Genomic DNA, 25,368 nt, shown 5'->3' on the forward strand with positions numbered 1-25,368 from the left:
CGAACCTCTTCGTCGCTACGGTGGGACCCGGCACGGGCCGCCCGTGCCGGAGCGGAACAGGCAAGCAGAGGAGGGGCGCGGTGACGCGTCTGAGGGGTGGGGCCGCACTGGCCGTCGCGATGGTGTTCACCGGTTCTGCGCTGGCCGGCTGCGAGGGCTTGGCCCCGCCCGCCGACGGCGACGGACCCTCCGGTTCCGGCGTCCCGGCCGCCGGCGACGGGCGGGCCGTGAACCCGCTGGACAACCCGGACGGCACGAAACCCGGGCTGGCGGCCATCAGTTCCGACGCGGACAAGGAGAGGGCGCGTGCCCTCATCGAGAAGGTGGTGACCAAGGGACGCGGTCCCAGGACGGGCTACGAACGGGACAAGTTCGGCTACGCCTGGATGGACTCGGCACCACGGGACGTCCCCTTCTCCCGCAACGGCTGCGACTCGCGGAACGACCTCCTGAAACGAGACGGGGAGGACCTGCGCTTCCGGGCGGGGTCCGACTGCGTGGTCACCTCGCTGACGCTGCACGACCCGTACACCGGGAAGGTCATCGAGTGGACCAAGTCCCGTGCGATCAAGGTCCAGATAGACCACGTCATGCCGCTGTCGTACGACTGGCAGATGGGCGCTTCGCGCTGGACGAAGGACAAGCGGGAGTCCATCGCCAACGACCCGCTCAACCTCCTCCCGGTGGACGGACCGACCAACGGCTCGAAGGGGGACTCCGGCCCGGCGTCCTGGCTGCCGCCGAACAAACGGATCCGCTGCGCCTACGCGGTGCGCTTCGCCCAGGTGTCGCTGAAGTACGAACTCCCCGTGACGGCCGCCGACAAGGAGATGATGCTCAAGCAGTGCGGCGGGTGAGGCCCCTGCCCCGCGACGGTAATTCGGTTCCGGGTTTCCGCACGCGTGCCTACCGTGATCACATGCAGCCGAAGACAGCAAGCCTCGCCGACCGTCCGGACATGCTGGAGCGGGTCGTCGGGATGGCGGACAGCTGGCCGGAGTTCGTGATCCAGGACCTCGTGGGCGCCGCCCACTTCCCCCGGATCGCCGCCGAACTGCCGGAGTACGTCCTGTTCGCCGAGGACGAGCAGGGCGAGATCGTGGCGAACGCCTACAGCGTGCCGTTCGCCCTCGGCGCCGAGCACCGCGGCAGGCTGCCCGCCAACGGCTGGGACGCGGTGCTCATATGGGCCTTCTCCGATCTGCGGCGCGGAGTGCGGCCCGACACCGTCAGCGCCATCTCGGTCTCCGTCGCCCCGCACGCCCAGGGCCGCGGGTTGTCCGGAGTGATGCTCTCCGCCATGCGTGACAACGCCCGGGCTCGTGGCTTCCGTGAGGTCGTCGCCCCCGTCCGCCCCAACGCCAAGCACCTCGAACCGCATACGCCGATGGAGGAGTACGCCCGCCGCGTCCGCCCCGACGGGCTGCCCGAGGACCCGTGGCTGCGCGTGCACGCCCGGGCCGGTGCCGTCATCGACTCGGTGGCACCGGCGTCCATGACGGTGGCCGCCCCGCTCACGGACTGGCGCCGCTGGACGGGCCTGCCGTTCGACACGGACGGCGAGGTAGAGGTGCCGGGAGGTCTCGTGCCGGTGCGCTGCGAAGTGGAGCGCGGATACGCCGTCTACGTCGAGCCCAACGTGTGGATGCGGCACCCCCTGTAGGACGCGGCGGACGGCCGGGCCGTGACCGGCTCGGGAAGGGGCCGTACACGCGATGTGATCAGCATGACAACGGTTCGGTACAACCCGCGACCGGTTGTCCGTGTCGGGCTATACGCTCGGATTCCCCAACAGGGTCTGTCACTCGCACGTCCGTCCCATCGGCCCCACCGGTCCAGGAGCAGTCATGTACGGCCACGGCGCGGCGCCGCCTCCCCGCAGCGCGGCAACGGTCATCTCCCTGCGCGTGCTGTTCGCCGCAGCCGGTTTCCTCACGTGCGGCCTGCTGGCCTGCGTACCGTTGTTCCGGGTGGCCGTCCTGCGCGGACGGGCCCTCGACTGGACGTTGGCGTGGCTGAGCCTGCCGCTGTCCATCACGTGCTTCGCCGTGGTCGGCTCACTGCCGGATGACGACGTCCGGACCGACCTCGCGCTGGCGGTGATCCTCTTCGTCGGAGCGGCCGCGGCCATCTACTTCCTCGTCGTGGACATCACCCACCACGGCGAGCGGCGGGCCGCCGGTTACGCCTCGCCCCACGCACCCACCGTCGTGGCCACCCCCTACGGCTATCCGCACCCGGCGCCGCCCTACGCCCCGAACTCCACGCCCGTCCCGCAGCACCCCGTGCCTCACACGCCCGTGCCTCGCACACCCGCACCCCACGACGCCGCACCGGGGGTCCCGGGCCCGATCCAGCCGCCCTCGTCCCCCCAGCCCCCCGGCCCCGCCCGCATCGACCAGGTCCGCGCCGAACTCGACGAGCTCAGCGACTACCTGCGCCGGCACGAAGGCGGGAGCAACGACGGGCACGAGGGCGGAAGGTGACCGCGACGGCAGGACGCGTCGTCGCCGACCGTTACGAGCTGTCCACCGTCCTCGGGCAGGGCGGCATGGGCCAGGTCTGGACGGCGTACGACCAGCGGCTCGACCGGCGCGTGGCGGTGAAGCTGCTGCGCCCCGACAAGGTGGCCGGGCAGGACGCGGAGGAACTGCGCCGGCGTTTCGTGCGCGAGTGCCGGGTGACCGCGCAGGTCGACCACCCCGGCCTGGTCACCGTGCACGACGCGGGCAGTGAGGGCGAGGAGCTGTTCCTCGTCATGCAGTACATCGACGGTGCCGACCTCGCCGGCCACCTCGCCGAGCACGATCCGTACCCCTGGCAGTGGGCGGTCGCGGTCGCGGCGCAGCTGTGCGCGGTGCTGAGCGCCGTGCACGCCGTGCCGATCGTCCACCGCGACCTCAAGCCGCGCAACGTGATGGTGAAGCAGGACGGCACGGTCGCCGTCCTCGACCTCGGCGTCGCCTCCGTCATGGACGCGGACACCACCCGCCTCACCCACACCGGCACCCCCATCGGCTCGCCCGCCTACATGGCCCCGGAGCAGGCGATGGGCGGCGCGGTCGGCCCGTACACCGACCTGTACGCGCTCGGCGTGGTCCTGCACGAACTGCTCAGCGGCGACGTGCCCTTCTCCGGCTCCACGGCACTCGGCGTCCTGCACCGGCACCTGTACGAGCCCCCGCTGCCCGTGCGCCGCGTCCGCCCCGAAGTCCCCGAGGCCCTGGAGGCCCTCGTCCTGCGCCTCCTCGCCAAGGACCCGCAGCACCGGCCCGCCTCCGCGCAGGAGGTCTACGAGCACCTGGAGCTGCTCCTGCCCGCTCGCGGGACGCCCACCGGAGCGGCCCTCGATCCCACCCGGCCGTTCCTGCGCCCGCACGCCCCCTGGCCGGATCGTGCGCGCACCCCCGCGCCCCGGCCCACGCCCGCCACCCCCGTCACCGACACCGCGGGGAAGACGGACATCGCCCGCGCCGTCGACGAGGTCAAACGGCTCCTCGGCGAGGGACGCGTCACCCAGGCCGTCGACATCCTCGGCGCGATCCTGCCCGCGGCGGCCGAACAGCACGGCGCGCACTCCCCGGTCGTCCGCACCCTGCGCAAGCAGTACGCGGCGACGCTCCTGGACGACGGCCAGTACCGGCGCGCCCTGCCCGAGCTGCGCCGGCTCGCCGACGAACGCGCCGCCGAGGCCGGCCAGGCCGACCCGCAGGCCCTGCGCTTCCGCTACGAGGTCGCCCAGTGCCTCGAACAGCTGGGCGAGCCGGCGGCGGCGCTCGCCGAGTACCGGGCGGTGCTGCCGTACTACGAGAACCAGTACGTCGCCGCAGGCGGCCCCGAGCTCGCGCACGACGTCCGCCGTCGCATCGGCCATCTCCTGCTCGCCCTCGGCGACCGCGGCGCCGCCCACGACACCCTGGCCAGGCTGCTGCACGACGTGGAGCGCACCCACGGCCCCGGGCACCCGCTCGGAGCGGAGATCCGCAGGACACTGCAGTGGCTGGGGCAGGTCCGCGGCTGACGACCGCCCCGGGGTTGGCGCGGCGGTGCCGGAAGTCCCGGTGAATCGTTGGTCGAATGGGTTGGCCAGAGCTTGGCCACTGCCTACCATCGATCATCGCAAGACCTTGTGCACCGTCGCACAATCTCCTCGGGAGGTTTCCTTGCACCGCCGCCGTCGCACCGCGCTCGTCCTCACCGCAGCGATCGCCGCCGCGGCACCCCTTCTCACCGCCTGCGGGAACGACGCGCATCCCGGCGCGGCGGCCCTGGTGGGTGGCCAGCGCATCACCGTCTCCCAGCTGGACGAGCGGGTCGGCGAGGTACGCGCGGCCCAGCGGGCGGCCGTGCAGAACGAGGCCCAGTACCAGCAGGCCATCGCCAGGACCGGCACCCTCACCCGCGACACCCTGCACACCATGGTCCTGGACCGGGTGCTGCACCGCGCCGCCGAGGACGCCGGAGTGAGCGTCTCCCGCAAGGAGATCCAGCAGATGCGGTCCGGCCTGGAACAGCGGGCCGGTGGCGCCGAGGCGCTGGAGACGGCCTGGCTCCAGCAGTACGGCATCCCGCCGCAGCGCCTCGAAGAGAACCTCCGCCTCCAGCTGGAGGCCCAGAAGCTCGCCGAGAAGCTCGGCACGACCACCGACCGTCCCGAGTTCTGGAAGGCCCTCTCCGACGCCTCCAAGGACCTGAACATCGACCTCAACCCCCGCTACGGCACGTGGGACGTCCAGAAGAGCAGCCGCGCCGACGCCAAGACACCGTGGGTCCGGGACGTCACGACGGCACCGACCCAGCAGGGCATGTAGGAGCAGGGGCGGAATGCGGGGCCCGCTCCCAGGGCCCTGTGGATGACTTCGAGGACTGTCGGCGGCGTGGGATAGCTTCGAACCGTGAACGCCAACAGCCCCGAAGCCACCCCGGGCCCCGAGCGGACCGCTCCCGACGCGGCCCCCGCCCCGGGCCGCATCATCCTGCTCACCACCAGCCACCGCGTCGCTCCCGGCCTGCTCTCCTGGCCCGCATGGCAGGCACTGCACGCGGCGGACCGGGTGCTGTGCGCGGACGGTGCACACCCGCAGCTGCCGTATCTGCGCGAGGCGGGGATCCCGGTCGACGAGGCGTCCCCCACCGCCCAGGAGCTGGTCGACGCCTGCTCCGGGGGCCGCACGGTGGTCGTGGTGGCGACGGGTGAGGGCGAACCGGTCCTGACGGACGGACTGGCCCGCCTCGCCGGTACCGGCCGTATCGCCATGCCCGAGCTGGAGCTGCTGCCCGCTTCCTACGATCTCCCGGGCGCCCGGCTCCTCGACCTCGTCCAGGTCATGGACCGCATCCGCGTCGAATGCCCCTGGTCCTCGCAGCAGACCCACGAGGGCCTGGCGAAGTACGGCATCGAGGAGGCGTACGAACTCGTCGAGGCGATCGAGGAGGGCGACCGCGACGAACTGCGCGAGGAGCTCGGTGACGTCCTCCTCCAGGTCGTCTTCCACGCCCGCATCGCCGAGGAGGGCCGCCCGGAGGACGGGGAGGAGGCCTTCTCCATCGACGACGTGGCCGGCGGCATCGTCGCCAAGCTGATCCACCGCCATCCGCATGTCTTCGGCGACGCGACGGCCACCACCCCCGAGGAAGTCAAGGAGCACTGGCTGCGCACCAAGGCGGTCGAGAAGCGGCGCACCTCGGTCACCGAGGGTATTCCCCTCGGCCAGCCCGGTCTGGCCCTCGCCGCCAAGCTGGCCTCCCGCGCCCGCACGGCGAACCTGCACATACCGCTCCCGCCCGTCGAGGGCATCGGCTACGAGCTTCTCGCCCTGGCCGTCCGCGCCGAGTCCGAGGGCGTGGACCCGGAGGCGGCCCTGAGGGCGGCGGCCCGTGCCTACCGCGACGCGATCAGACAGGCCGAGATCGAGGGTTGAACGGAAGGTCCGCGCCGAGATCGAGGGTTGAACGGAAGGTCCGCGCCGAGTCCCGAGGGTTGAACGGAAGGTCCGCGCCGAGTCCCGAGGGTTGAACGGAAGGTCCGCGCCGAGTCCCGAGGGTTGAACGGAAGGTCCGCGCCGAGTCCCGAGGGTTGAACGGAAGGTCCGCGCCGAGTCCCGAGGGTTGAACGGAAGGTCCGCGCCGAGTCCCGAGGGTTGAACGGAAGGTCCGCGCCGACTCCCGAGGGCTGACGGGAGGTCCGCTCCGAGTCCGAAGGCTGAACGGAAGGGGAGCAGGAGAGCGGGCAGGGGAGCGGAGCGGGAAGCGGCGGGAAGCCCGATACGGTCGACGCGTGACCGACCAGCCCCAGCCCCGCACCCCCGCGACCGCGCCCGACCTCTTCACCTGGGAGTTCGCGAGCAACCCCTACCCCGCCTACGCCTGGCTCCGCGAGCACAGTCCCGTCCACAAGACGCGGCTTCCCAGCGGCGTGGAGGCCTGGCTGGTCACGCGGTACGCCGACGCCAAGCAGACGCTCGCCGACCACCGGCTCTCCAAGAACCCGGCGCATCACGACGAACCGGCGCACGCCAAGGGCAAGACCGGAATCCCCGGGGAGCGCAAGGCCGAGCTGATGACGCATCTGCTGAACATCGACCCGCCGGACCACACCCGGCTGCGGCGACTGGTGTCCAAGGCGTTCACGCCCCGCCGGGTCGCCGAGTTCGCGCCACGGGTGCAGGAGCTCACGGACACCCTCATCGACGGGTTCGCGGGGAAGGGGTCCGCCGACCTCATCCACGAGTTCGCCTTCCCGCTGCCCATCTACGCCATCTGCGACCTGCTCGGCGTCCCCCGCGAGGACCAGGACGACTTCCGCGACTGGGCGGGCATGATGATCCGTCACCAGGGCGGTCCCCGGGGCGGCGTGGCGCGGTCGGTGAAGAAGATGCGCGGCTACCTCGCCGACCTCATCCACCGCAAGCGGGAGGCGCTGCCCGCCGAGCCCGCCCCCGGCGAGGACCTCATCTCCGGTCTCATCCGCGCCTCCGACCACGGTGAGCACCTCACCGAGAACGAGGCGGCGGCCATGGCCTTCATCCTGCTGTTCGCCGGTTTCGAGACCACCGTGAACCTGATCGGCAACGGCACCTACGCCCTGCTCACCCACCCCGAGCAGCGGGCGCGGCTCCAGGCGTCCCTCGCCGCCGGGGAGACGGCCCTCCTGGAGACCGGCGTCGAGGAACTCCTGCGTTTCGACGGGCCCGTCGAACTCGCCACCTGGCGTTTCGCCACGCAGCCCCTCACCCTCGGCGGGCAGCGGGTCGAGGCCGGCGACCCGGTTCTCGTCGTCCTGGCCGCCGCGGACCGGGACCCGGAGCGGTTCGCCGACCCGGACGTGCTGGACCTCGCCCGCCGCGACAACCAGCACCTGGGGTACGGCCACGGCATCCACTACTGCCTCGGCGCCCCACTCGCCCGCCTGGAGGGCCAGACCGCGCTCGCCACCCTCCTCACCCGCCTCCCGGACCTCCGGCTCGCGGCGGATCCGGCCGAGCTGCGGTGGCGCGGCGGCCTCATCATGCGCGGGCTGCGCACCCTGCCGGTGGAGTTCGCGGCGGCCGGACGTGACGAAACATCAGGACTGTGATCTTCACGTGATCCACGCGGCATTAACTTGTGACAAGTGATCTCCTGCCGATACGTTCACCCATCAACGCGGCCGGGATGCCGGACGCGTCGGTCACCGCTGTCGTGTGAAAGGTCTCCGTATGCTCTCCGGGAACGGTCGGCACCGTCGCCCCCGCCAGGCTCCGGCTCTCCTCGTGGCGGCCGGAGTGACCGGCTCCGCCATCGCGATCCCACTCCTCGGGGCCTCCGGTGCCAGCGCGGCCGACGGCACGACCTGGGACCGGATCGCGGACTGCGAGACCGGCGGCGCGTGGAGCCAGAACAGCGGCAACGGCTACTACGGCGGCCTGCAGTTGTCCCAGGAGGACTGGGAGAACCACGGCGGCCTCGAGTACGCCGCGAGCGCCGACCTGGCCAGTCGCTCCCAGCAGATATCCGTGGCCGAGAGAATCCTCGCCGACCAGGGGGTCGGCGCGTGGCGTACCTGCGGACTGCTCTCCGGCCTCCAGCAGGACGAGGGGTCGGGAGCGTCCGACTCGTCCGAAGCATCCGGTGAGGTGGACTCGTCCGGTCTGCTCGACGGCTCCGAGTCGTCCCCTTCCGCGGAGCCCTCCGCGAGCCCTTCGTCGTCGCCTGACGCGCAGTCGATTCAGAAGGACGAAACCTCCAAGTCGGGCAAGTCGTCTGATTCCGCCTCTCGGGAGCAGGGGCAGAAGCAGGATCGGAAGCCCGGCGGCTCTCCCTCCGTCACCCCCGGCAATGACGAGTCCGGCAACTCGCGCCGGGGTGGCGACTCTTCGGCCCTGACGGACGCCGGCTCCGGCCGCCACCGCGGCCCCAGTGCCGAGGAGGACTCCGCGTCCGCGAGCGGCCGTGAGGGCGCGTCCTCGGGCCGCCACGCCTCGCCCGGCGACGACGCCTCCCGGGGCGCGTCCGAGGGCTCCTACATCGTCGGCGTGGGTGACAGTCTCTGGTCCATCGCCGACTCCCTTGACGTCGACGGCGGATGGAACTCCCTCGACGACGGGAACGAGCAGGCCGTCGGTACCGACTCGAACCTCATCCTCCCCGGTCAGACGCCCACGACAGGGGTCGAAGCGGACGAGGGGTAGTCGTTCGGGCAGTGCGGAAACCGCGGTCGAAGTCACCCCGAAAGCGGGTGAGTTCACGTCACGTTTCGCGTTGAATGTCCCGTATAAGGCCCGTGAGAGATAGATCTCAGAAGCCCTGATCGTCTTTGAAATTCCGTGGATCGCGTGTCTACGGTCGTGATCGCTCGTCACCGCGAGCCCCGGCTGCCGCAACGCCGAATCCTGCCAGCGGCCGTACGGGAACAGTCGTCGCGTCAAGCGCCGTAGGCAGGAGCGGGGGACCCAAGGTAAGTGCCCGACCGGCCGGTTGTGCCGGAAGGGCTTGGGGTGAAGCCGTGTCCCGGGAGGGGCGCGGCCGGGCAACTCAACCGGCCCGAACCCGACAGCTCACCTCGCAGGCGTCGGTGAGGGGATCTCTCCATGCTGTTTTCCGGTAAGGGCACGCACCGCCGTCCGTCCAAGGCCACGCGCGCCATCGCCATCGCCGGTGTCACCGGTGCCGCCGTCGCCGCCCCGCTGATGGCGGTCGGCAACGCCTCCGCCGCCACCGCCTCCGAGTGGGACGCCGTCGCCCAGTGCGAGTCCGGCGGCAACTGGTCCATCAACACCGGCAACGGTTACTACGGCGGTCTGCAGTTCTCCGCCTCCACCTGGGCCGGCTACGGCGGCACGAAGTACGCCTCCACCGCCGACCAGGCCACCAAGGCCCAGCAGATCGAGATCGCCGAGAAGGTCCTCGCGGGCCAGGGCAAGGGTGCCTGGCCGGTCTGCGGCAAGGGCCTGTCGAGCGCCGGTTACACCGGCGGCGGCTCCTCCAGCGACTCCAGCGGCTCCTCCAGCAACTCCGGCAGCTCCTCGCAGCAGAGCGGGCAGAGCACCGAGACCCGCCAGACCGAGCAGCAGCCGGCTTCCCGCTCCGACGAGCGCCCGGCCGCCAAGAAGACCGTCACCACGCCGACCGGCAAGAAGGTCAAGAAGGGCGACGGCGAGTACAAGGTCGTCAAGGGCGACACCCTCAGCTCGATCGCCGCGGACGAGAAGGTCAAGGGCGGCTGGGAGAAGCTGTTCCAGCTGAACAAGGACATCGTCGAGGACGCCGACCTCATCTACCCGGGCCAGCAGCTGCACCTGAAGTAAGCAGCGGCTTGCCGGGCCCGCCCAGGGTCCTCATACTCCCCGCCCCGGTGCGTCGTCCCCCGTACGCGCCGGGGCGGGGTTTTTTCGGCAACGGGCTTTGTTCCGTTCGGAAACAATTTACTCTCGGTTCTGTCCATGGGGTGGGCGACCCGGTGGCCGATCGCCCGGAGCCGGTTAGGCTCATGTCGCGAGCCACCACGGCCCGCACCTCGCAGGGTCCACGCGACCCGCGTCACCGCGTCACATCCAAGAAGGAGATGCTCGTGCCGTCCATCGACGTCGTCGTAGCCCGGGAAATCCTGGACTCCCGAGGCAACCCCACGGTCGAGGTCGAGGTCGGCCTCGACGACGGCAGCACCGGTCGTGCCGCCGTCCCGTCCGGCGCCTCCACGGGCGCCTTCGAGGCCATCGAGCTCCGCGACGGCGACTCGAACCGCTACCTCGGCAAGGGTGTGGAGAAGGCCGTCCTCGCGGTCATCGAGCAGATCGGCCCGGAGCTGGTCGGCTACGACGCCACCGAGCAGCGCCTGATCGACCAGGCGATGTTCGACCTGGACGCCACCGACAACAAGGGCTCCCTCGGCGCCAACGCGATCCTCGGCGTCTCGCTCGCCGTCGCCCACGCCGCCTCCGAGGCCAGCGACCTGCCGCTGTTCCGCTACCTGGGCGGCCCCAACGCGCACCTGCTGCCGGTGCCGATGATGAACATCCTGAACGGCGGCTCGCACGCCGACTCCAACGTGGACATCCAGGAGTTCATGATCGCCCCGATCGGCGCGGAGTCCTTCTCCGAGGCCCTGCGCTGGGGCGCCGAGGTCTACCACACGCTGAAGAAGGTCCTGAAGAGCAAGGGCCTGGCCACCGGCCTCGGCGACGAGGGCGGCTTCGCCCCGAACCTCGGCTCCAACCGCGAGGCCCTCGACCTCATCCTCGAGGCGATCAAGGAAGCCGGCTACACCCCCGGCGAGCAGATCGCCCTCGCCCTCGACGTCGCCGCCTCCGAGTTCTACAAGGACGGCGTCTACACGTTCGAGGGCAAGGACCGCTCGGCGGCCGAGATGACCGAGTACTACGCGGAGCTCGTCGACGCCTACCCGCTCGTCTCCATCGAGGACCCGCTGTTCGAGGACGACTGGGAGGGCTGGAAGACCATCACCGACAAGCTCGGTGACAAGGTCCAGCTCGTCGGCGACGACCTGTTCGTCACCAACCCCGAGCGCCTCGCCCGCGGCATCGAGGAGGGCGCGGCCAACGCGCTCCTGGTCAAGGTCAACCAGATCGGTTCGCTGACCGAGACCCTGGACGCCGTCGAGCTGGCCCAGCGCAGCGGCTTCAAGTGCATGATGTCCCACCGCTCCGGCGAGACCGAGGACGTCACCATCGCCGACCTGGCCGTGGCCACCAACTGCGGACAGATCAAGACCGGCGCCCCGGCCCGCTCCGAGCGCGTCGCCAAGTACAACCAGCTGCTGCGCATCGAGGAGATCCTCGACGACGCCGCGGTGTACGCCGGCCGCTCGGCGTTCCCCCGCTTCAAGGGCTGACCCGGCCCGTAAGTAGCAGCGTCGTACGTACGTCCCCGTACTCGGTCCCGTACCGTGTCCGGGGACGTACGCGCGTATGACGGTGGAGCGGGAGGCGGACAGATGGCCGTGAAGGACCGGGACCGGTTCTCCACCGCGACCAGGATCCGGCTGCTCGGAGAGCAGACGGCGGCCCGGGTCTACCGCTCCCAGACCAAGCGCCAGGCCCGCCGCTCACGGCTGACCGGCCGGGCGGCGCTGCTCGCCCTGGTGATGTGCTCGCTGATCGTGGCCCTGGCCTACCCGATGCGCGAGTACGTCTCGCAGCGTGCCGAGATCGACGACCTCCAGCGCGAACAGCGGCAGGCCCGCGAGCGCGTCGAACGGCTGCGCGACCTGAAGGCGCGCTGGCAGGACGACGCCTACGCCGAGCAGCAGATCCGGCGGCGGTTGCACTACGTCATGCCGGGGGAGACGGGCTTCATCGTCGTCGACCCGCACGCGGCGAAGCAGTCGCGCACCGACCTGGGGGCGGCCGACCGTCCCTGGTACTCGAACGTCTGGGACGGGGTCGACAAGGCCGACGCCTCCGACCGGTGACCCGGCCCAGTCAGTGACCTGAACCCAGAGAAAGACAGCCTGAAGACAGTCATGGAAACGCCCCCGCCGACCACCCCGCGCACCGAGCCCACCGACGCGGACGTCGAGGCCTTCAAGCAGCAACTCGGCCGGCCCCCGCGCGGTCTGCGCGCGATCGCGCACCGCTGCCCGTGCGGACAGCCGGACGTCGTCGAGACGGCCCCGCGGCTGCCGGACGGGACACCGTTCCCCACGCTGTACTACCTGACGTGCCCGCGCGCCGCCTCGGCGATCGGCACGCTGGAGGCCAACGGCGTGATGAAGGAGATGACCGAGCGGCTGGCCTCGGACCCGGAGTTGGCGGCCGCGTACCGTGCCGCGCACGAGGACTACATCCGCCGGCGCGACGAGATCGAGGAGCTGAAGAACTTCCCGAGCGCGGGCGGCATGCCGGACCGGGTGAAGTGCCTGCACGTGCTGGTGGGCCACTCGCTGGCCGCGGGCCCCGGGGTGAACCCGCTCGGGGACGAGGCCATCGCGATGCTGCCGGAGTGGTGGCGCAAGGGGCCGTGCGTGAGCACCGTCGAGGAGGACGCCCAGTGACCAGGGTCGCCGCCGTGGACTGCGGTACGAACTCCATCCGCCTGCTGGTCGCCGACGCGGACCCGGGCACCGGTGAGCTGGTCGAACTGGACCGCCGGATGACGATCGTCCGGCTCGGGCAGGGCGTCGACCGCACCGGCCGGCTCGCCCCCGATGCGCTCCGGCGGACCTTCGCGGCCTGCCGCGAGTACGCCGGGATCATCAAGGAGCACGGGGCGGAGCGGCTGCGGTTCGTGGCGACCTCCGCCTCCCGGGACGCCGAGAACCGGGACGAATTCGTGAGCGGCGTGCTGGACATCCTGGGCGTCGAGCCCGAGGTGATCTCCGGGGACCAGGAGGCCGCGTTCTCCTTCATCGGCGCCACCAGGGAGCTGGCCGGGGGCGACCACCTGCCGAAGCCCTACCTCGTCGTGGACATCGGGGGCGGCTCGACCGAGTTCGTCGTGGGCGACGACCGGGTTCGGGCGGCCCGCTCGGTGGACATCGGCTGCGTCCGGATGACCGAGCGGCACCTGGTCCGGGGCGGGGTGGTGAGCGACCCGCCGTCCGAGGAGCAGATCGCGGCGATGCGGGCCGACATCGAGGCCGCGCTCGACCTCGCCGAGGAGACGGTTCCGCTGCGCGAGGCGCGCACGCTGGTCGGTCTGGCCGGGTCCGTGACGACCGTCTCGGCGATCGCCCAGGAGTTGCCCGAGTACGACTCCGAGGCCATCCACCACTCCCGTGTCTCCCACGACCGGGTCCGCGAGATCACCGAGTGGCTGCTGCGCTCCACCCACGCCGAGCGGGCGGCGGTGCCCTCCATGCACCCGGGCCGGGTCGACGTGATCGGGGCGGGCGCCCTCGTGCTCCTGTCGATCATGGAGCGGATCGGGGCGCGGGAGGTCGTCGTGAGCGAGCACGACATCCTCGACGGTATCGGCTGGTCTTTGACCTGATCGCCTACAGGTTGCGGTAGACGTCCCGCCGGTCGCCCACCTTGACCACGAGGACGACGAGTTCACCATCGTTGATCTGGTAGGCGACCCTGTAGCTTCCGACCCGGAGCCGGTAGAGGCCCGACGGGCCGGTGAGCTTCTTGACGTCGGCGTCCTGGCGGTACGGATCGTCACCGAGTGCGGTCAGCGCGGCCAGGATGCGCATGGCGTCGGGACGGCTGATGGCCCGGAGCCGCCGCTGCGCCGCCGTGGTGAACCGGAAGGCGTATTTCACGCCGCCTCGCCGTCCTGCTCGGTGAACAGGTCCGCGAGCAGTTCCGCCATGGTCACGGTGCTGCCTCCCTCGGCCAGCACCGCTTCGGCCTCGCGCGCCAGCATCACGTCGGCCGCTTCCTCCAACGCTTCGAAGTCCGAGATCGGGACCACGGCTGCCACCGGGGCGCCATTGCGCGTGATGACGGTCGGGACACCTTCCTCAGCCCGGTTGATGTGATCGGCGAGGTGCGCGCGGGCTTCCCGTACGGTCACGGTGTTCTCAGTCATGACGCCAGTGTACGCATCACCGTGTACACGGCACATCCGCAGGAGGAACTGCATCCCTGAACGGCCCTCGACGGCATCGGGTGGTCGGTCGGCCGCCCGCTTCTGAGCAGGCATGGATCACGGATGAGCGACTCCGGGGGGTTCCGGTGACGCCCCGGCGACAGCCCGTCGGAAAAGTTCGTGAAGTTCTTCACAAGGAATTGGGCCCTCCCGGGCGATCGAAGGACCCCCGTTGACCCGTCCGGGGGTCGAACGGCTCTTTGAACATGTTCAGAAGCGTGGTATGGAGGGGTCCGCGGAGGCGTTCGGGGGAGCGTTCCGGAGGACCTCACGGAGGCTTCTCGCGCACAGAGAGGCAGCTCACGCGGCATTGACAACGGTCCGGGGTGCACAAACGCTCCCGGTTGTCACCATGACATGGATCACGCGGGCGGCGGAGGATAGCACACACCCCACCCAAGCTTGTGAAGGGGCGCACGAGCCACCCCCCTGAGACGGGTGGATACTCGATGGCATGAGCACCACGGAGCGTCCCAGGATCCTCGTAGTAGGCGGTGGGTACGTAGGCCTGTACGCAGCTCGGCGCATTCAGAAGAAGATGCGCTACGGCGAGGCGACCGTCACGGTCGTCGACCCCCGGTCGTACATGACCTACCAGCCCTTCCTCCCCGAAGCCGCCGCCGGCAACATCTCCCCGCGCCACGTCGTGGTCCCGCTGCGACGCGTGCTGCCCAAGGCGGAGGTCCTCACCGGCCGGGTCACCACCATCGACCAGGACCGCAAGGTCGCCACGGTCTCCCCGCTGGTCGGCGAGGCCTACGAGCTGCCCTTCGACTACCTGGTGATCGCGCTCGGCGCGGTCTCCCGCACCTTCCCGATCCCCGGCCTCGCCGAGCAGGGCATCGGCATGAAGGGCATCGAGGAGGCCATCGGCCTGCGCAACCACGTCCTGGAGCAGCTCGACAAGGCCGACTCCACCACCGACGAGGAGATCCGCCGCAAGGCGCTCACCTTCGTCTTCGTGGGCGGCGGCTTCGCCGGTGCGGAGACCATCGGTGAGGTCGAGGACATGGCCCGGGACGCGGCCAAGTACTACAAGAACGTGTCCCGCGAGGACATGCGCTTCATCCTGGTCGACGCCGCCGACAAGATCCTCCCCGAGGTCGGCCCCAAGCTCGGCACGTACGGCAAGGAGCACCTCGAGGGCCGCGGCGTCGAGGTCTACCTGTCCACTTCCATGGACTCCTGCGTCGACGGCCACGTGGTGCTGAAGAACGGCCTCGAGGTCGACTCCAACACCGTCGTGTGGACCGCCGGCGTCAAGCCCAACCCGGCCCTCGCCCGCTACGGCCTGCCCCTCGGCCCCCGCGGTCACGTCGACTGCGAGCCGACCCTCCAGGTCAAGGGCACCGACTACATCTGGGCCGCCGGCGACAACGCCCAGGTCCCCGACCTCGTCGGCCGCAAGGCGGGCAACGAGAACGCCTGGTGCCCGCCGAACGCCCAGCACGCGCTGCGCCAGGCCAAGGTCCTCGGCGACAACGTGGTGTCCGGTATGCGGGGCTTCCCGCAGAAGGACTACGCCCACGCCAACAAGGGCGCGGTGGCCGGTCTCGGCCTCCACAAGGGCGTCGCGATGATCGTCATGGGCAAGATGAAGATCAAGCTCAAGGGCCGGCTCGCCTGGTACATGCACCGGGGCTACCACGGTCTGGCGATGCCGACCTGGAACCGCAAGATCCGCGTCTTCGCCGACTGGACCCTCGGCATGTTCCTCAAGCGCGAGGTCGTCTCGCTCGGCGCCATCGAGACGCCGCGCGAGGAGTTCTACGAGGCCGCCAAGCCGGCCCCGGTCGCCGCCGCGCCGAAGGAGAAGACCGAGGAGAAGGCCAAGGCCTCCTGACCCCCGGTCGGTCAACCGCCTGACGAAGGGCCTCCCGCCATCCGTGGTGCGGGAGGCCCTCGGCGTTTCCGGACCTCGCTGCCGGGCCGGGGGCGTGACGGCTTTGCCCAGACATGACGCGTGCCGGGGACTGCGCCGAAGCCCCGCAGATGCTTACGTGGTGTCGGACATTCCGGGATTCCGCGTCATGGAGGTGTCACCATGGCAGACGCCGCGCAGCGGCTGCAGAGCCTCTTCACACAGTTGCTGGGAGCACCGCTTCCGGTGCGCATCCGTGCCTGGGACGGATCGCTGGCGGGCCCGCCGGGCGCGCCGACCCTGGTGGTGCGCAACCGCCGCGCGCTGCGCCGCCTGTTGTTCAAGCCCGGCGAACTGGGGCTGGCCCGCGCCTGGGTCGCGGGCGACCTCGACATCGACGGGGACCTCTACACGACCCTCGATCTCATGGCCGGTCTCGTCTGGGAGCGCGGCGAGGACGCCCGCACCCTCGCCCAGGCCCTGCGCGACCCCGAGGCTCGTGCCGCCGTTCGCGGACTGGTCAGGCTGGCCGGGGCCCCGCTGCCGCCGGCCCCGCCCCGCGAGGAGGCCCGCCGCCCCCGTCGCCGCCTGCACACCAAGCACACCGACCGACGCGCCATCAGCCACCACTACGACGTCGGCAACGACTTCTACGAGATCGTCCTCGGCGAGTCCATGGTGTACTCCTGCGCCTACTGGCCCGCCGCGGACAGCACCCTCGAACAGGCCCAGCACGACAAGCTCGAACTCGTCTGCGGCAAGCTCGGCCTGAGACCCGGTCAGCGGCTCCTGGACATCGGCTGCGGCTGGGGCTCGATGGCTGTCCACGCCGCCCGCGAGCACGGCGTGAGGGTCGTCGGCGTCACGCTCTCCCAGGAGCAGGCCGCCTACGCCCGCAAGCGCGTCGCCGGCGAGGGCCTCACCGACAGGGTCGAGATCCGCGTCCAGGACTACCGCGACGTCCGTGACGGGCCCTACGACGCGATCTCCTCCATCGGCATGGCCGAACACGTCGGCGCCGACCGGTACCTGGAGTACGCCGCCGACCTGTACAAGCTGCTCAAGCCCGGCGGGCGGCTCCTCAACCACCAGATCGCCCGCCGCCCGCAGCGCGACGAGACGACGTACAGCGTCGACGCGTTCATCGACTCCTACGTCTTTCCCGACGGCGAACTCCAGCCGATCGGCAGCACCGTGGCCCAGCTGGAGCGCGCCGGGTTCGAGGTGCGCGACGTCGAGGCGATCCGCGAGCACTACGCCCTCACCCTGCGCCACTGGGTCGCCCGCCTGGAGGCCGACTGGCAGCGCGCCGTGCGGCTGACCGGCCCCGGCCGTGCCCGGGTCTGGCGCCTGTACATGGCGGCCTCGGCCCTGGCCTTCGAACGCAACCGCATCGGCGTCAACCAGGTCCTGGCCGTCCGGACGCCGGACTCGGGCGCCTCCGGGATGCCGTTGCGGACTCGCACCTGGGGCGCGCCCGGCCGCGGTTGATCCGGACACGAGCCGAAGGGCCGGGCTCCCCGTCGCGGGGGACCCGGCCCTTCGGTGTGCCGCGGCGCGGCGGTCACTCGGTCTTGATCGCGTTCAGCATGTTCAGGCGGGCGGCGTTGCGGGCCGGCCACATCGCGGCCAGGACGCCCACCAGACCGGCCAGCACCAGGAAGATCCCGATCCGGTCCCAGGGCAGGACCAGCGTGTACCCCGGGATCTGGTCCGCGAAGGTCTCGCCGACGGCCCAGCCGAGGAACGAGCCGAGACCGACGCCGACCACCGCGCCGAACACCGAGATGACCACGGCCTCCAGCCGGACCATCCGCTTCACCCGGCGCCGGTCCAGACCGATGGCGCGCAGCATGCCGATCTCCTGCTGCCGTTCGAAGACCGACATCGCGAGGGTGTTGACGACGCCCAGCACCGCGATGATCAGGGCCATCGCCAGCAGGCCGTACATGATGTTCAGCAGGGTGTTGATGGCGCCGCCGAACTCGTTGCGGATGTCCTGCCGGTCCATCACCGTGATCGCCGGGTTGTCGCCCAGCGCGTCGACGAGGACCTTCTCGTTCGCCGCGGACTGACCGCCGTCGACCTTCACGAAGATCTGCCGGATGTACGGCTTCGTCTCGTGCCGGTCCACGATCTTCCGGTCGATGAGGACGGGGGAGAGGAACTCGCTGTCCTTGTAGACGGCACCGACCGTCAGCGTGGCCTTCTTGTCGTCGCCGAAGGTGACGGGGAGGCTGTCGCCGGTCTTCCAGCCCCTGCTCTTCGCCGTCTTCTCGGCGACCGCGATCCGGCCCTCGGCGAGCGAGTCCACGCTGCCGCTGACGACATCGACGGTCAGCACCTTCTCGATGTCGCCCGGGGTGACGGCCGAGGCGGACACGAAGTCCTTGCCGTCGAGCTGGAAGTAGGCGTCCTGCTGCGGCGAGACCGCGGACACGCCCTCGGCCTTCCGCAGCGCCGTCAGCGCGGACCGGTCGAGGTCACCGCCGTTGGCCATCGTGACCATGTAGTCGGCCTTGATGTTGTCGGTGGTCATCTTGTCGATGGCCGTGCCGACCGTGACGCCGAGCACCGACAGGCCGGTCACCAGCGTCAGCCCGATCGCCAGCGCCGAGGCGGTGGCGCCGGTGCGGCGCGGGTTGCGGACCGCGTTCTGGCCGGCGAGCTTGCCCGCCACCCCGAAGGGGCCGACGAGCAGCGGACGGACGAGCGCGATCACGGGCCGGGACAGCAGCGGGATCAGGATGATCACGCCGATCAGCGCGAGGAACGCGCCCGCCCCGATGTACATCCGGCCGTCGTCGCCGCCGGTCGAGGCACCCGCCACGATCCCCACCGCGCCGAGGGCGGTGACGGCCGCCCCGATGGAGTTGCGCAGCACCAGCGACTTGGTGGTGGCCACCGCGTGGACGCTGTTCATGGCCGCCATCGGCGGGATCTTCGCGGCCCGGCGGCCGGGCAGCCAGGCGGCGAACACCGTGATCAGCACGCCCACCGAGACGGCCGCGATCACCGGCGTGGCGGACACGACCAGCGGGCCGTCCGGCATCTTCATGTCGAACGCGGACATGCCGGAGCGCAGTCCGACGGCCAGACCGATGCCGAGGACGAAGCCGACGACCGAGGCCACCAGACCCACCAGCGCGGCCTCGGCGAGCACCGAGCGGGTGATCTGCCTGCGGGACGCGCCGACGGCGCGCATCAGGGCGATCTCCTTGGTGCGCTGGGCGACCAGCATGGTGAAGGTGTTGGAGATGAGGAAGATCCCGACGAAGAGCGCGATGCCCGCGAAGCCGAGCAGGACCTGCTTGAGGTTGCCCATGCCCTGCTCGATCTGCGCGGCCTGCTCTTCGGCGAGTGCCTGGCCGGTCTGCGCCTCGGCGGTGTCGGGCAGCAGCGGCTTGACGGCGTCCAGGATCTTCGTGTCGTCGGCGCCGGGGGCGGCGGTGACGGTGACGCTCTGGAAGTAGCCCGGCTTGAGGTACTGCCGCTGGGCGACGGCGGTGTCGAAGAGGACGAGGCTGCCGCCGGCGTTGACGGCGCCGTCCTCGGTGGTGAACACACCGCTGAGGGTGTACTCCTTCACCGGGCCGTTGGTCGCGACGCGCACCCGGTCGCCGACCTCGTACTCGCCCTTGGCGGCGGTCTCCTCGTCCAGGGCGATCTGCTCGTCCTCCACCGGGCCGGAGCCGTCGGTGAACGTGTAGGCGGCGTCCTTGCCGTCCTTGCCGGGGGCGAAGTTGGAGCCCTTGTTGGACCAGCCGACGCCGATCAGCTTCCCGTCGGGGTCGGCGACCCCGGCGAAGCCCTCGACGCGGCCGTACACCCCGGCCACGCCGTCCACGGCGGAGACCCTGTCGAGGAACGTGCCGGACAGGCCCGGCTCCTCCTCGGGGTTGTCCGGGTCGGCGTGCGAGGTGACGGCGACGGCGACGTCGTCGTAGCTTTTCGCCGACTGGTTGCGGAAGGCGTTGGAGAGGGTGTCGGCGAAGACCAGGGTGCCGGAGACGAACGCGACGCCGAGCATCACGGCGAGCACGGTCATCAGCAGCCGGGCCTTGTGCGCGAGTACGTTGCGCAAGGCGGTACGGAACATGGTGGCGGTTCTCAGTCCTGTCGGTCCTGACGGAAAATCAGCTGGTGCGGCCCTTGGCGTCGAACGCCTTCATGCGGTCGAGCACGGAGTCGGCCGTCGGCCGGTACATCTCGTCGACGATCCGGCCGTCCGCCAGGAAGATCACCCGGTCCGCGTAGGCCGCGGCCACCGGGTCGTGCGTCACCATCACCACCGTCTGGCCCATCTCCCGCACGGAGTTGCGCAGGAAGCCCAGCACCTCGGCGCCGGAGCGCGAGTCGAGGTTTCCGGTGGGTTCGTCACCGAAGATGATCTCGGGCCGGGAGGCCAGCGCCCGGGCCACGGCGACGCGCTGCTGCTGACCGCCGGAGAGCTGGGAGGGCCGGTGGCCGAGCCGGTCCGCCAGACCGATCATCCGGATCACGGAGTCCAGCCACTCCTTGTCCGGCTTGCGCCCCGCGATGTCCATCGGAAGGGTGATGTTCTCCAGCGCCGTCAGCGTCGGCAGCAGGTTGAACGCCTGGAAGATGAAGCCGATCTTGTCCCGCCGCAGCTTGGTCAGCTGCTTGTCCTTCAGCGAGCCGAGTTCGGTCTCGCCGATGCGCACCGACCCGGAGGAGAAGGAGTCGAGACCGGCCACGCAGTGCATCAGGGTGGACTTGCCGGAGCCGGAGGGGCCCATGATCGCGGTGAACTCGGCCTGCCGGAAGTCGACGGAGACCCGGTCCAGGGCGACCACCTGGGTCTCGCCCTGTCCGTAGATCTTCGACAGCTCCGTGGCGCGTGCGGCCACGGTCGTTGCCCGGTCGGCGAGGGGTGCGGTGGTCACGGGATGGCTCTCCTGTCGGACGGCTGTGCACGGGGAAGGTCGTGTTCCATCGTCCGGGTCCCGCGCCGCCGTGTAGTCACCCGTTGTTCCCGTTTCGGAGGCCGACTGCAGTCGGACCGCGCGGGGCAGTGTCATACCTGGGGATGACGAACACCCCTTCAGGGCCCCGGTGTCGGGAACCGATGGCTCCGGGTGTCGAGAACAGGTGGAGTGCCCTCGTTCGGGCGGTGAAATTCCGTCATTCCGCATACGCGGCCGGGCGCCGCGCGTAAGGCTATTGGCAAGTGCGGATGGCGTGTTCCGTGTGCTGATGCACCCTCAGGCGTCAATAAAATAAGACAACATCGGTCCACGCTGCCGCTGTTCGGGGGACCCGTCCCGATAGTCTCGGACACTCGATGCGGAGCCCACGGCCTGCCCGGATGGTGGAATGCAGACACGGCGAGCTTAAACCTCGCTGCCCCTTCGCGGGCGTGCCGGTTCGAGTCCGGCTCCGGGCACCATCCGATCCCTGCGTGGTCCATTGAAGAGTTCACGGCGCGCCCGTTGACAGCGGCCGCATGCCGTCGGAGACTCACAGGAAATCGGTGAAAAGAATTTCACCTGACGAACGCGGATGGGAAAGAGGTCGTCCGATGCGCACCACCGTCGGCATCATCGGAGCGGGTCCCGCCGGCCTCCTCCTGGCTCGGCTGCTGCACAACGCCGGCATCGACGCGGTCGTCCTGGAGAGCCGCGACCGCTCCTATGTCGAGCGGCGGCAGCGGGCCGGGATCCTGGAGCAGGGCACGGCGGACGTGTTGCGCGCGGCCGGAGCCGGGGAGCGCTTGGATCGCGAGGGGCTGCGCCACGACGGCATCGAACTGCGCTTCGACGGCAGACGCCACCGCGTCGACTTCCCCGCCCTCACCGGCGGCCGGTCCGTGACCGTCTACGCCCAGACCGAGGTCTGCAAGGACCTCATCGCCCTCCAGCTCCAGGAGGGCGGGCCCCTGCTCTTCGAGGCCGAAGCGCTGGCCGTGGAGGACGCCGACACCGACACCCCGCGCATCCGCTTCCGGCACGAGGGCCGCGAGGACGTCCTGGAGTGCGCCTACGTCGTCGGCTGCGACGGCTTCTGGGGCGTGGCCCGCCAGGCGATCCCCGCCGCACTCACCCAAGTCTTCGAACGTACGTACCCCTTCGGCTGGCTCGGCATCCTCGCCGACGTGCCGCCCTCGCACGATGAGCTGGTCTACGCCCGCCACGACCGCGGCTTCGCCCTGCTGTCCATGCGCCCGCCCGTCACCCGCCACCACGCTTCGGGGGAAGCCGCTTCGCCCCCCATCGGATCCTTCGTCTCCCGCCTCTACCTCCAGGTGCCCGACGGCACCGACGCCGGTGCGTGGAGCGACGAGGAGATCTGGGACGAACTGGAACGCCGGCTCGAGACCACTGACGACTGGCGCCTCGCGCGCGGCCCGATCACCCAGAAGTCGGTCACCCCCATGCGCTCCTACGTCCACGAACCCATGCGGCACGGCCGCCTCTTCCTCGCCGGTGACGCGGCGCACATCGTCCCGCCGACCGGGGCCAAGGGCCTCAACCTCGCCGTCGGCGACGTCGTGACCTTCGCGCGGGCCCTGACCCACCAACAGCAGACCGGGTCCCCGGCCCTGCTCGACGCCTACTCCGCGACCTGCCTGCGCCGGGTCTGGCAGGCCGAGCGGTTCTCCTACGACATGACGACCCTCCTGCACCGCGCGCCCGGCGCGACCCCCTTCGAGGACCGGCTCCAGCTCGCCCGGCTGGAGCGGATCGCGACCTCCCGCGCCGCCGAGACGGACCTGGCCGAGGCGTACACGGGATTCCCCTTCGGGTGAGCCGGGAGTGGCCCCCCGTGGTGAGGGGAATCACGAAGCCACGTAGCGTGTTGGGCAGCACGACGAGGGAAAGATCCTCCCCAAGCAGTAGGGTCATTCCTTTGCCTACCTATTACTCTTGAGCCAAGGCCACGCCTGGTGGCCATGGAGGAGTGAAATGAGGAGCAGAAACCCGGTCTTCTCGCGACGGGGGTTCAGCCGCGACAACGGCTACGCGGGCTTCAACACCGCGCCGCAGGCCGGGGGTCCCGCTGTCGCCACCCAGGGCAACCCGTACGCGCAGCCGACAGGCGACCAGTACGCGCAGAACCCGTACGCGCAGAACCCTTACGCCCAGCAGGACCTGCAGTACGGCGCGCCGCCGCAGGCCCCGGCCACCACCGGCCGGATGACCGTCGACGACGTCGTCCTGCGCACGGCGAGCACGCTCGGTGTGCTCATCCTCACCGCGGCGCTCTCCTGGGCCCTGCTGCCGATCGACGACGCCAACATCGGCCGTAGCTACGGCATCGGTATCGGCGCCGCGCTGATCGGCATGGTCCTGGCGTTCGTGCAGTCCTTCAAGCGCAAGGCCTCGCCCGCGCTGATCCTGACGTACGCCGCGTTCGAGGGTGTTTTCCTCGGCGTCGTGTCCAACATCGTCGACAACCGCATCGCCGACGGCGCGGCCATGCAGGCCGTGATCGGCACCATGGCGGTCTTCGCCGGTGTACTGGTCGCCTACAAGGCCGGCTGGATCCGCGTCAACCGCCGCTTCTACGGCTTCGTGATGGCGGCCGCGCTCGGCTTCATCCTGCTGATGGTCGTGAACCTGCTGTTCGCGGTGTTCGGCGGCGGTGACGGCCTCGGCTTCCGCAGCGGTCCCCTCGGCATCGTCTTCGGTGTCATCGGCATCATCCTCGGTGCCTGCTTCCTCGCCCTGGACTTCAAGCAGGTCGAGGACGGCGTCGCCTACGGCGCCCCGCGCGAGGAGGCGTGGCTCGCGGCCTTCGGCCTCACGCTGACGCTCGTGTGGATCTACCTGGAGTTCCTGAGGCTCATCTCGATCCTCAACAGCAGCGACTAGTTCCGACGGTCGTAGCGCGAAGGGCCCCGGCTCCGGCCGGGGCCCTTCGTCGTCTGCGGGACGGTGCGCGCTAGCGGAGTTTGCGCGCGGCCCTCCTCAGGTCGTACTCGTGAATGATCGCCTTGGCGTGGCCGTACGCGAGGTTGTGTTCGTGCCGGAGCCAGCTGACCTTTTCCTCGAAGCGGAAGAGCGCCGGGCCGTCTTCGACGGTGCGCAACCAGTCGGAGATCTCACGACCGGTGCAGTGCGGAATGCGGGCGAGCATGTTGCGGTGGGTCTCTTCGGAGAAGACTTGGGACATCGGCGCCTCCGGACGCTGGGATGTAAGCCGGTCCTTCAGGTCACCGTGCCTGAGTGTTCGCCCGTTGGCAACAGTCCCGGTGCGACGCGTACGCTCGCGGCGTGGTTGATACGACGCCTTTGACCCGTGCGGTGGAGCACTTCGCCGATCGTTTGAGGGCCGCGCCCCAGAGCCGGCTGCAGCGTGGTGCTGCCGCGGAGGCTCTCGGGCTGGCCCGGGAGTTGGCCCGCAGGGCGCAGCGGCTGGAGGCTCCGGACGTGGAGCCCCGGGAGATGCCGGATGCGGGGATGTTTGCGGCAGCAGATCAGATCACCGTGGCCGGGAATGATTTGGCAGTGGTGCTTCCCGCCGACGCCGATGTCGACGACGCCGTGCGGGTGGTGGAGGAGGCGCAGAAGCGGGCGGGGGTCTGAGCGTCGTACGCGGGTGCCGCCGGTCCGTGGGCGCCCGCGCCCGCGCGGCGGAGCCGCAGGTGGAGCCGCAGGTGGACACTGCCCCCGCGCCCCTGGCGGGGCGCTTCCCTACAGGGATGCGATGACCCGGTCGGCCAGGATGTAGACGTTCTCCTCGCCGCACTCGAACGTCAGCGTGTAGGCGCCGGAGACGCCGGAACCGCCCAGCAGGGTCGGCGTCACACCCGTGCGCAGGGCGGTGGCGAGGCGTTCGGCGGTCTCGCGGTGGCCCGGCGTCATGCACAGGGTCGTGCCGTCGGCGAAGACGTAGACGTCCAGGGTGCCCAGCGGGCCGGGACGGACGTCCGTCAGCTCGACGCGGGAGGAGGCCAGCCCTTCAAGGGTGGCGACGGTGCGCTCGTGGTCGTTCACGACCGGCGACTGCGTCGGTACGAAGTCCGGGTGGGAGGGGTGGCGTCGGCGGGCGGCGGCCAGCTCAGGGGACTCGCCGACCGGCTCCTCGGCATCCGCGCCGGGCTCGGACACCGGCTCCAGACCCGCGAAGTCGGCCTGACGGGGCAGGAACAGATCGGTCTCGGGCAGACCCAGCAGGGAGGGGGCGTCGGAGGCGTCACGGGCCTCCTGGGCGGCCCAGAACGCCCGTGCCTCGGCGAGCTCCCGCTCCCGCTCCTCGGCGAGCGCCGCCGCGACGGCGGCACGTATCTCATCGGTGTCGGCAGCGGTGCGGGCCGCGGGCAGCAGCGCACGGGTGGTGGCGGCGCGGTTCTCGGCCAGCGCGGTGTGCAGGGCCGCGACCTGACGGCGCAGCTGCAGGACGGTGCGCAGGACGGCGACGCCCACGGCGCCCGTGGCGGCCGTGGTGACCAGCAATGCGATCGGCATGGCGCTCACTGACGTACTCCCGGTTCAAAGTCGACCCCCGACTTC

At 70.6% G+C, this 25,368-nt stretch carries 24 protein-coding genes, 1 tRNA gene and 1 riboswitch; of the genes, 19 read left to right on the forward strand and 6 right to left on the reverse strand.

All coding sequences use genetic code 11. The features are described 5' to 3' along the window. Window positions 1-80: 80 nt before the first annotated feature. The 13 genes from QNO09_RS35030 (at window position 81) to QNO09_RS35090 (ending at window position 13,428) form a co-directional block, all read left to right on the forward strand. Window positions 81-857 carry an HNH endonuclease family protein gene (locus QNO09_RS35030; protein ID WP_502962384.1) on the forward strand — a complete coding sequence of 259 codons (777 nt, stop codon included), beginning with the start codon at window positions 81-83 and terminating at the stop codon, window positions 855-857. 62 nt (window positions 858-919) lie between these two features. Further along, window positions 920-1,663 (forward strand): GNAT family N-acetyltransferase, encoded by a 744-nt coding sequence (locus QNO09_RS35035; protein WP_283974270.1) that lies wholly within the window; start codon window positions 920-922, stop codon window positions 1,661-1,663. 184 nt (window positions 1,664-1,847) lie between these two features. Further along, window positions 1,848-2,486: a hypothetical protein gene (locus QNO09_RS35040; RefSeq protein WP_283974271.1), complete on the forward strand. Its 639-nt coding sequence runs from the start codon at window positions 1,848-1,850 to the stop codon at window positions 2,484-2,486. 38 nt (window positions 2,487-2,524) lie between these two features. Then, window positions 2,525-4,021, forward strand: coding sequence for a serine/threonine-protein kinase (locus QNO09_RS35045; protein WP_283974313.1), 1,497 nt, complete (start codon window positions 2,525-2,527; stop codon window positions 4,019-4,021). 142 nt (window positions 4,022-4,163) lie between these two features. After that, window positions 4,164-4,811, forward strand: a complete 648-nt coding sequence (locus tag QNO09_RS35050; protein ID WP_283974272.1) for a SurA N-terminal domain-containing protein — start codon at window positions 4,164-4,166, stop codon at window positions 4,809-4,811. An 84-nt stretch (window positions 4,812-4,895) separates the two neighbouring features. After that, on the forward strand, window positions 4,896-5,921 hold the full coding sequence (locus QNO09_RS35055) for a nucleoside triphosphate pyrophosphohydrolase (RefSeq protein WP_283974273.1): 1,026 nt from the start codon (window positions 4,896-4,898) through the stop codon (window positions 5,919-5,921). A 356-nt stretch (window positions 5,922-6,277) separates the two neighbouring features. Beyond that, a complete protein-coding gene (locus QNO09_RS35060; protein ID WP_283974274.1) occupies window positions 6,278-7,576 on the forward strand; it encodes a cytochrome P450 family protein in 1,299 nt (432 codons plus the stop codon). Window positions 7,577-7,697: 121 nt separating this feature from the next. Beyond that, window positions 7,698-8,669, forward strand: coding sequence for a transglycosylase family protein (locus QNO09_RS35065; RefSeq protein ID WP_283974275.1), 972 nt, complete (start codon window positions 7,698-7,700; stop codon window positions 8,667-8,669). 228 nt (window positions 8,670-8,897) lie between these two features. Further along, window positions 8,898-9,064, forward strand: a riboswitch (cyclic di-AMP (ydaO/yuaA leader). 4 nt (window positions 9,065-9,068) lie between these two features. Continuing rightward, window positions 9,069-9,785, forward strand: coding sequence for a LysM peptidoglycan-binding domain-containing protein (locus QNO09_RS35070; RefSeq protein ID WP_283974276.1), 717 nt, complete (start codon window positions 9,069-9,071; stop codon window positions 9,783-9,785). A 263-nt stretch (window positions 9,786-10,048) separates the two neighbouring features. Further along, window positions 10,049-11,329: a phosphopyruvate hydratase gene (gene eno / locus QNO09_RS35075; protein ID WP_283974277.1), complete on the forward strand. Its 1,281-nt coding sequence runs from the start codon at window positions 10,049-10,051 to the stop codon at window positions 11,327-11,329. Window positions 11,330-11,431: 102 nt separating this feature from the next. Then, the gene (locus QNO09_RS35080) at window positions 11,432-11,908 is read left to right on the forward strand and encodes an FtsB family cell division protein (RefSeq protein WP_283974278.1); all 477 of its coding nucleotides are present in this window, start codon (window positions 11,432-11,434) and stop codon (window positions 11,906-11,908) included. A 51-nt stretch (window positions 11,909-11,959) separates the two neighbouring features. Next, window positions 11,960-12,490, forward strand: a complete 531-nt coding sequence (locus QNO09_RS35085) for a DUF501 domain-containing protein (RefSeq protein WP_283974279.1) — start codon at window positions 11,960-11,962, stop codon at window positions 12,488-12,490. Then, entirely contained in the window at window positions 12,487-13,428 is a 942-nt protein-coding gene (locus QNO09_RS35090; RefSeq protein WP_283974280.1) for a Ppx/GppA phosphatase family protein, read from the forward strand. The genes QNO09_RS35085 and QNO09_RS35090 overlap by 4 nt, the downstream gene beginning before the upstream one ends. 4 nt (window positions 13,429-13,432) lie before the next feature. Here QNO09_RS35090 and QNO09_RS35095 read toward each other — a convergent pair whose 3' ends face one another. Both QNO09_RS35095 and QNO09_RS35100 read right to left on the reverse strand, forming a co-directional pair. Then, window positions 13,433-13,702 (reverse strand): type II toxin-antitoxin system RelE family toxin, encoded by a 270-nt coding sequence (locus QNO09_RS35095; RefSeq protein ID WP_283974281.1) that lies wholly within the window; start codon window positions 13,700-13,702, stop codon window positions 13,433-13,435. Next, a complete protein-coding gene (locus QNO09_RS35100; protein ID WP_283974282.1) occupies window positions 13,699-13,971 on the reverse strand; it encodes a type II toxin-antitoxin system Phd/YefM family antitoxin in 273 nt (90 codons plus the stop codon). The genes QNO09_RS35095 and QNO09_RS35100 overlap by 4 nt, the downstream gene beginning before the upstream one ends. 514 nt (window positions 13,972-14,485) lie before the next feature. Here QNO09_RS35100 and QNO09_RS35105 point away from each other — a divergent pair. Both QNO09_RS35105 and QNO09_RS35110 read left to right on the forward strand, forming a co-directional pair. Next, window positions 14,486-15,874 carry an NAD(P)/FAD-dependent oxidoreductase gene (locus QNO09_RS35105; protein WP_283974283.1) on the forward strand — a complete coding sequence of 463 codons (1,389 nt, stop codon included), beginning with the start codon at window positions 14,486-14,488 and terminating at the stop codon, window positions 15,872-15,874. A 201-nt stretch (window positions 15,875-16,075) separates the two neighbouring features. Beyond that, the gene (locus tag QNO09_RS35110; RefSeq protein WP_283974284.1) at window positions 16,076-17,383 is read left to right on the forward strand and encodes a class I SAM-dependent methyltransferase; all 1,308 of its coding nucleotides are present in this window, start codon (window positions 16,076-16,078) and stop codon (window positions 17,381-17,383) included. Window positions 17,384-17,456: 73 nt separating this feature from the next. Here the strand turns inward: QNO09_RS35110 and QNO09_RS35115 are convergent, their stop codons facing one another. Both QNO09_RS35115 and QNO09_RS35120 read right to left on the reverse strand, forming a co-directional pair. Beyond that, window positions 17,457-19,991, reverse strand: a complete 2,535-nt coding sequence (locus QNO09_RS35115) for an ABC transporter permease (protein ID WP_283974285.1) — start codon at window positions 19,989-19,991, stop codon at window positions 17,457-17,459. A 37-nt stretch (window positions 19,992-20,028) separates the two neighbouring features. Then, a complete protein-coding gene (locus QNO09_RS35120; RefSeq protein ID WP_283974286.1) occupies window positions 20,029-20,799 on the reverse strand; it encodes an ABC transporter ATP-binding protein in 771 nt (256 codons plus the stop codon). Between the two features lie 416 nt (window positions 20,800-21,215). Between QNO09_RS35120 and QNO09_RS35125 the strand changes: the two genes are divergently transcribed. The 3 genes from QNO09_RS35125 to QNO09_RS35135 all read left to right on the forward strand — a co-directional run bounded on the left by QNO09_RS35125 (window position 21,216) and on the right by QNO09_RS35135 (window position 23,727). Beyond that, a tRNA-Leu gene (locus tag QNO09_RS35125) sits at window positions 21,216-21,302 on the forward strand. Between the two features lie 132 nt (window positions 21,303-21,434). Further along, window positions 21,435-22,661: a 4-hydroxybenzoate 3-monooxygenase gene (locus tag QNO09_RS35130; protein WP_283974287.1), complete on the forward strand. Its 1,227-nt coding sequence runs from the start codon at window positions 21,435-21,437 to the stop codon at window positions 22,659-22,661. A gap of 157 nt (window positions 22,662-22,818) precedes the next feature. Beyond that, a complete protein-coding gene (locus QNO09_RS35135; protein WP_283974288.1) occupies window positions 22,819-23,727 on the forward strand; it encodes a Bax inhibitor-1/YccA family protein in 909 nt (302 codons plus the stop codon). Window positions 23,728-23,797: 70 nt separating this feature from the next. Here QNO09_RS35135 and QNO09_RS35140 read toward each other — a convergent pair whose 3' ends face one another. Continuing rightward, window positions 23,798-24,028, reverse strand: a complete 231-nt coding sequence (locus QNO09_RS35140) for a DUF4287 domain-containing protein (protein WP_030844794.1) — start codon at window positions 24,026-24,028, stop codon at window positions 23,798-23,800. A 101-nt stretch (window positions 24,029-24,129) separates the two neighbouring features. Between QNO09_RS35140 and QNO09_RS35145 the strand changes: the two genes are divergently transcribed. Beyond that, a complete protein-coding gene (locus tag QNO09_RS35145; RefSeq protein ID WP_283974289.1) occupies window positions 24,130-24,441 on the forward strand; it encodes a hypothetical protein in 312 nt (103 codons plus the stop codon). A 108-nt stretch (window positions 24,442-24,549) separates the two neighbouring features. Here the strand turns inward: QNO09_RS35145 and QNO09_RS35150 are convergent, their stop codons facing one another. Further along, window positions 24,550-25,332 carry a hypothetical protein gene (locus QNO09_RS35150; RefSeq protein WP_283974290.1) on the reverse strand — a complete coding sequence of 261 codons (783 nt, stop codon included), beginning with the start codon at window positions 25,330-25,332 and terminating at the stop codon, window positions 24,550-24,552. Window positions 25,333-25,368: the final 36 nt, after the last annotated feature.

The organism is Streptomyces sp. 378 (genome assembly GCF_030124145.1).
Taxonomy (GTDB): domain Bacteria; phylum Actinomycetota; class Actinomycetes; order Streptomycetales; family Streptomycetaceae; genus Streptomyces.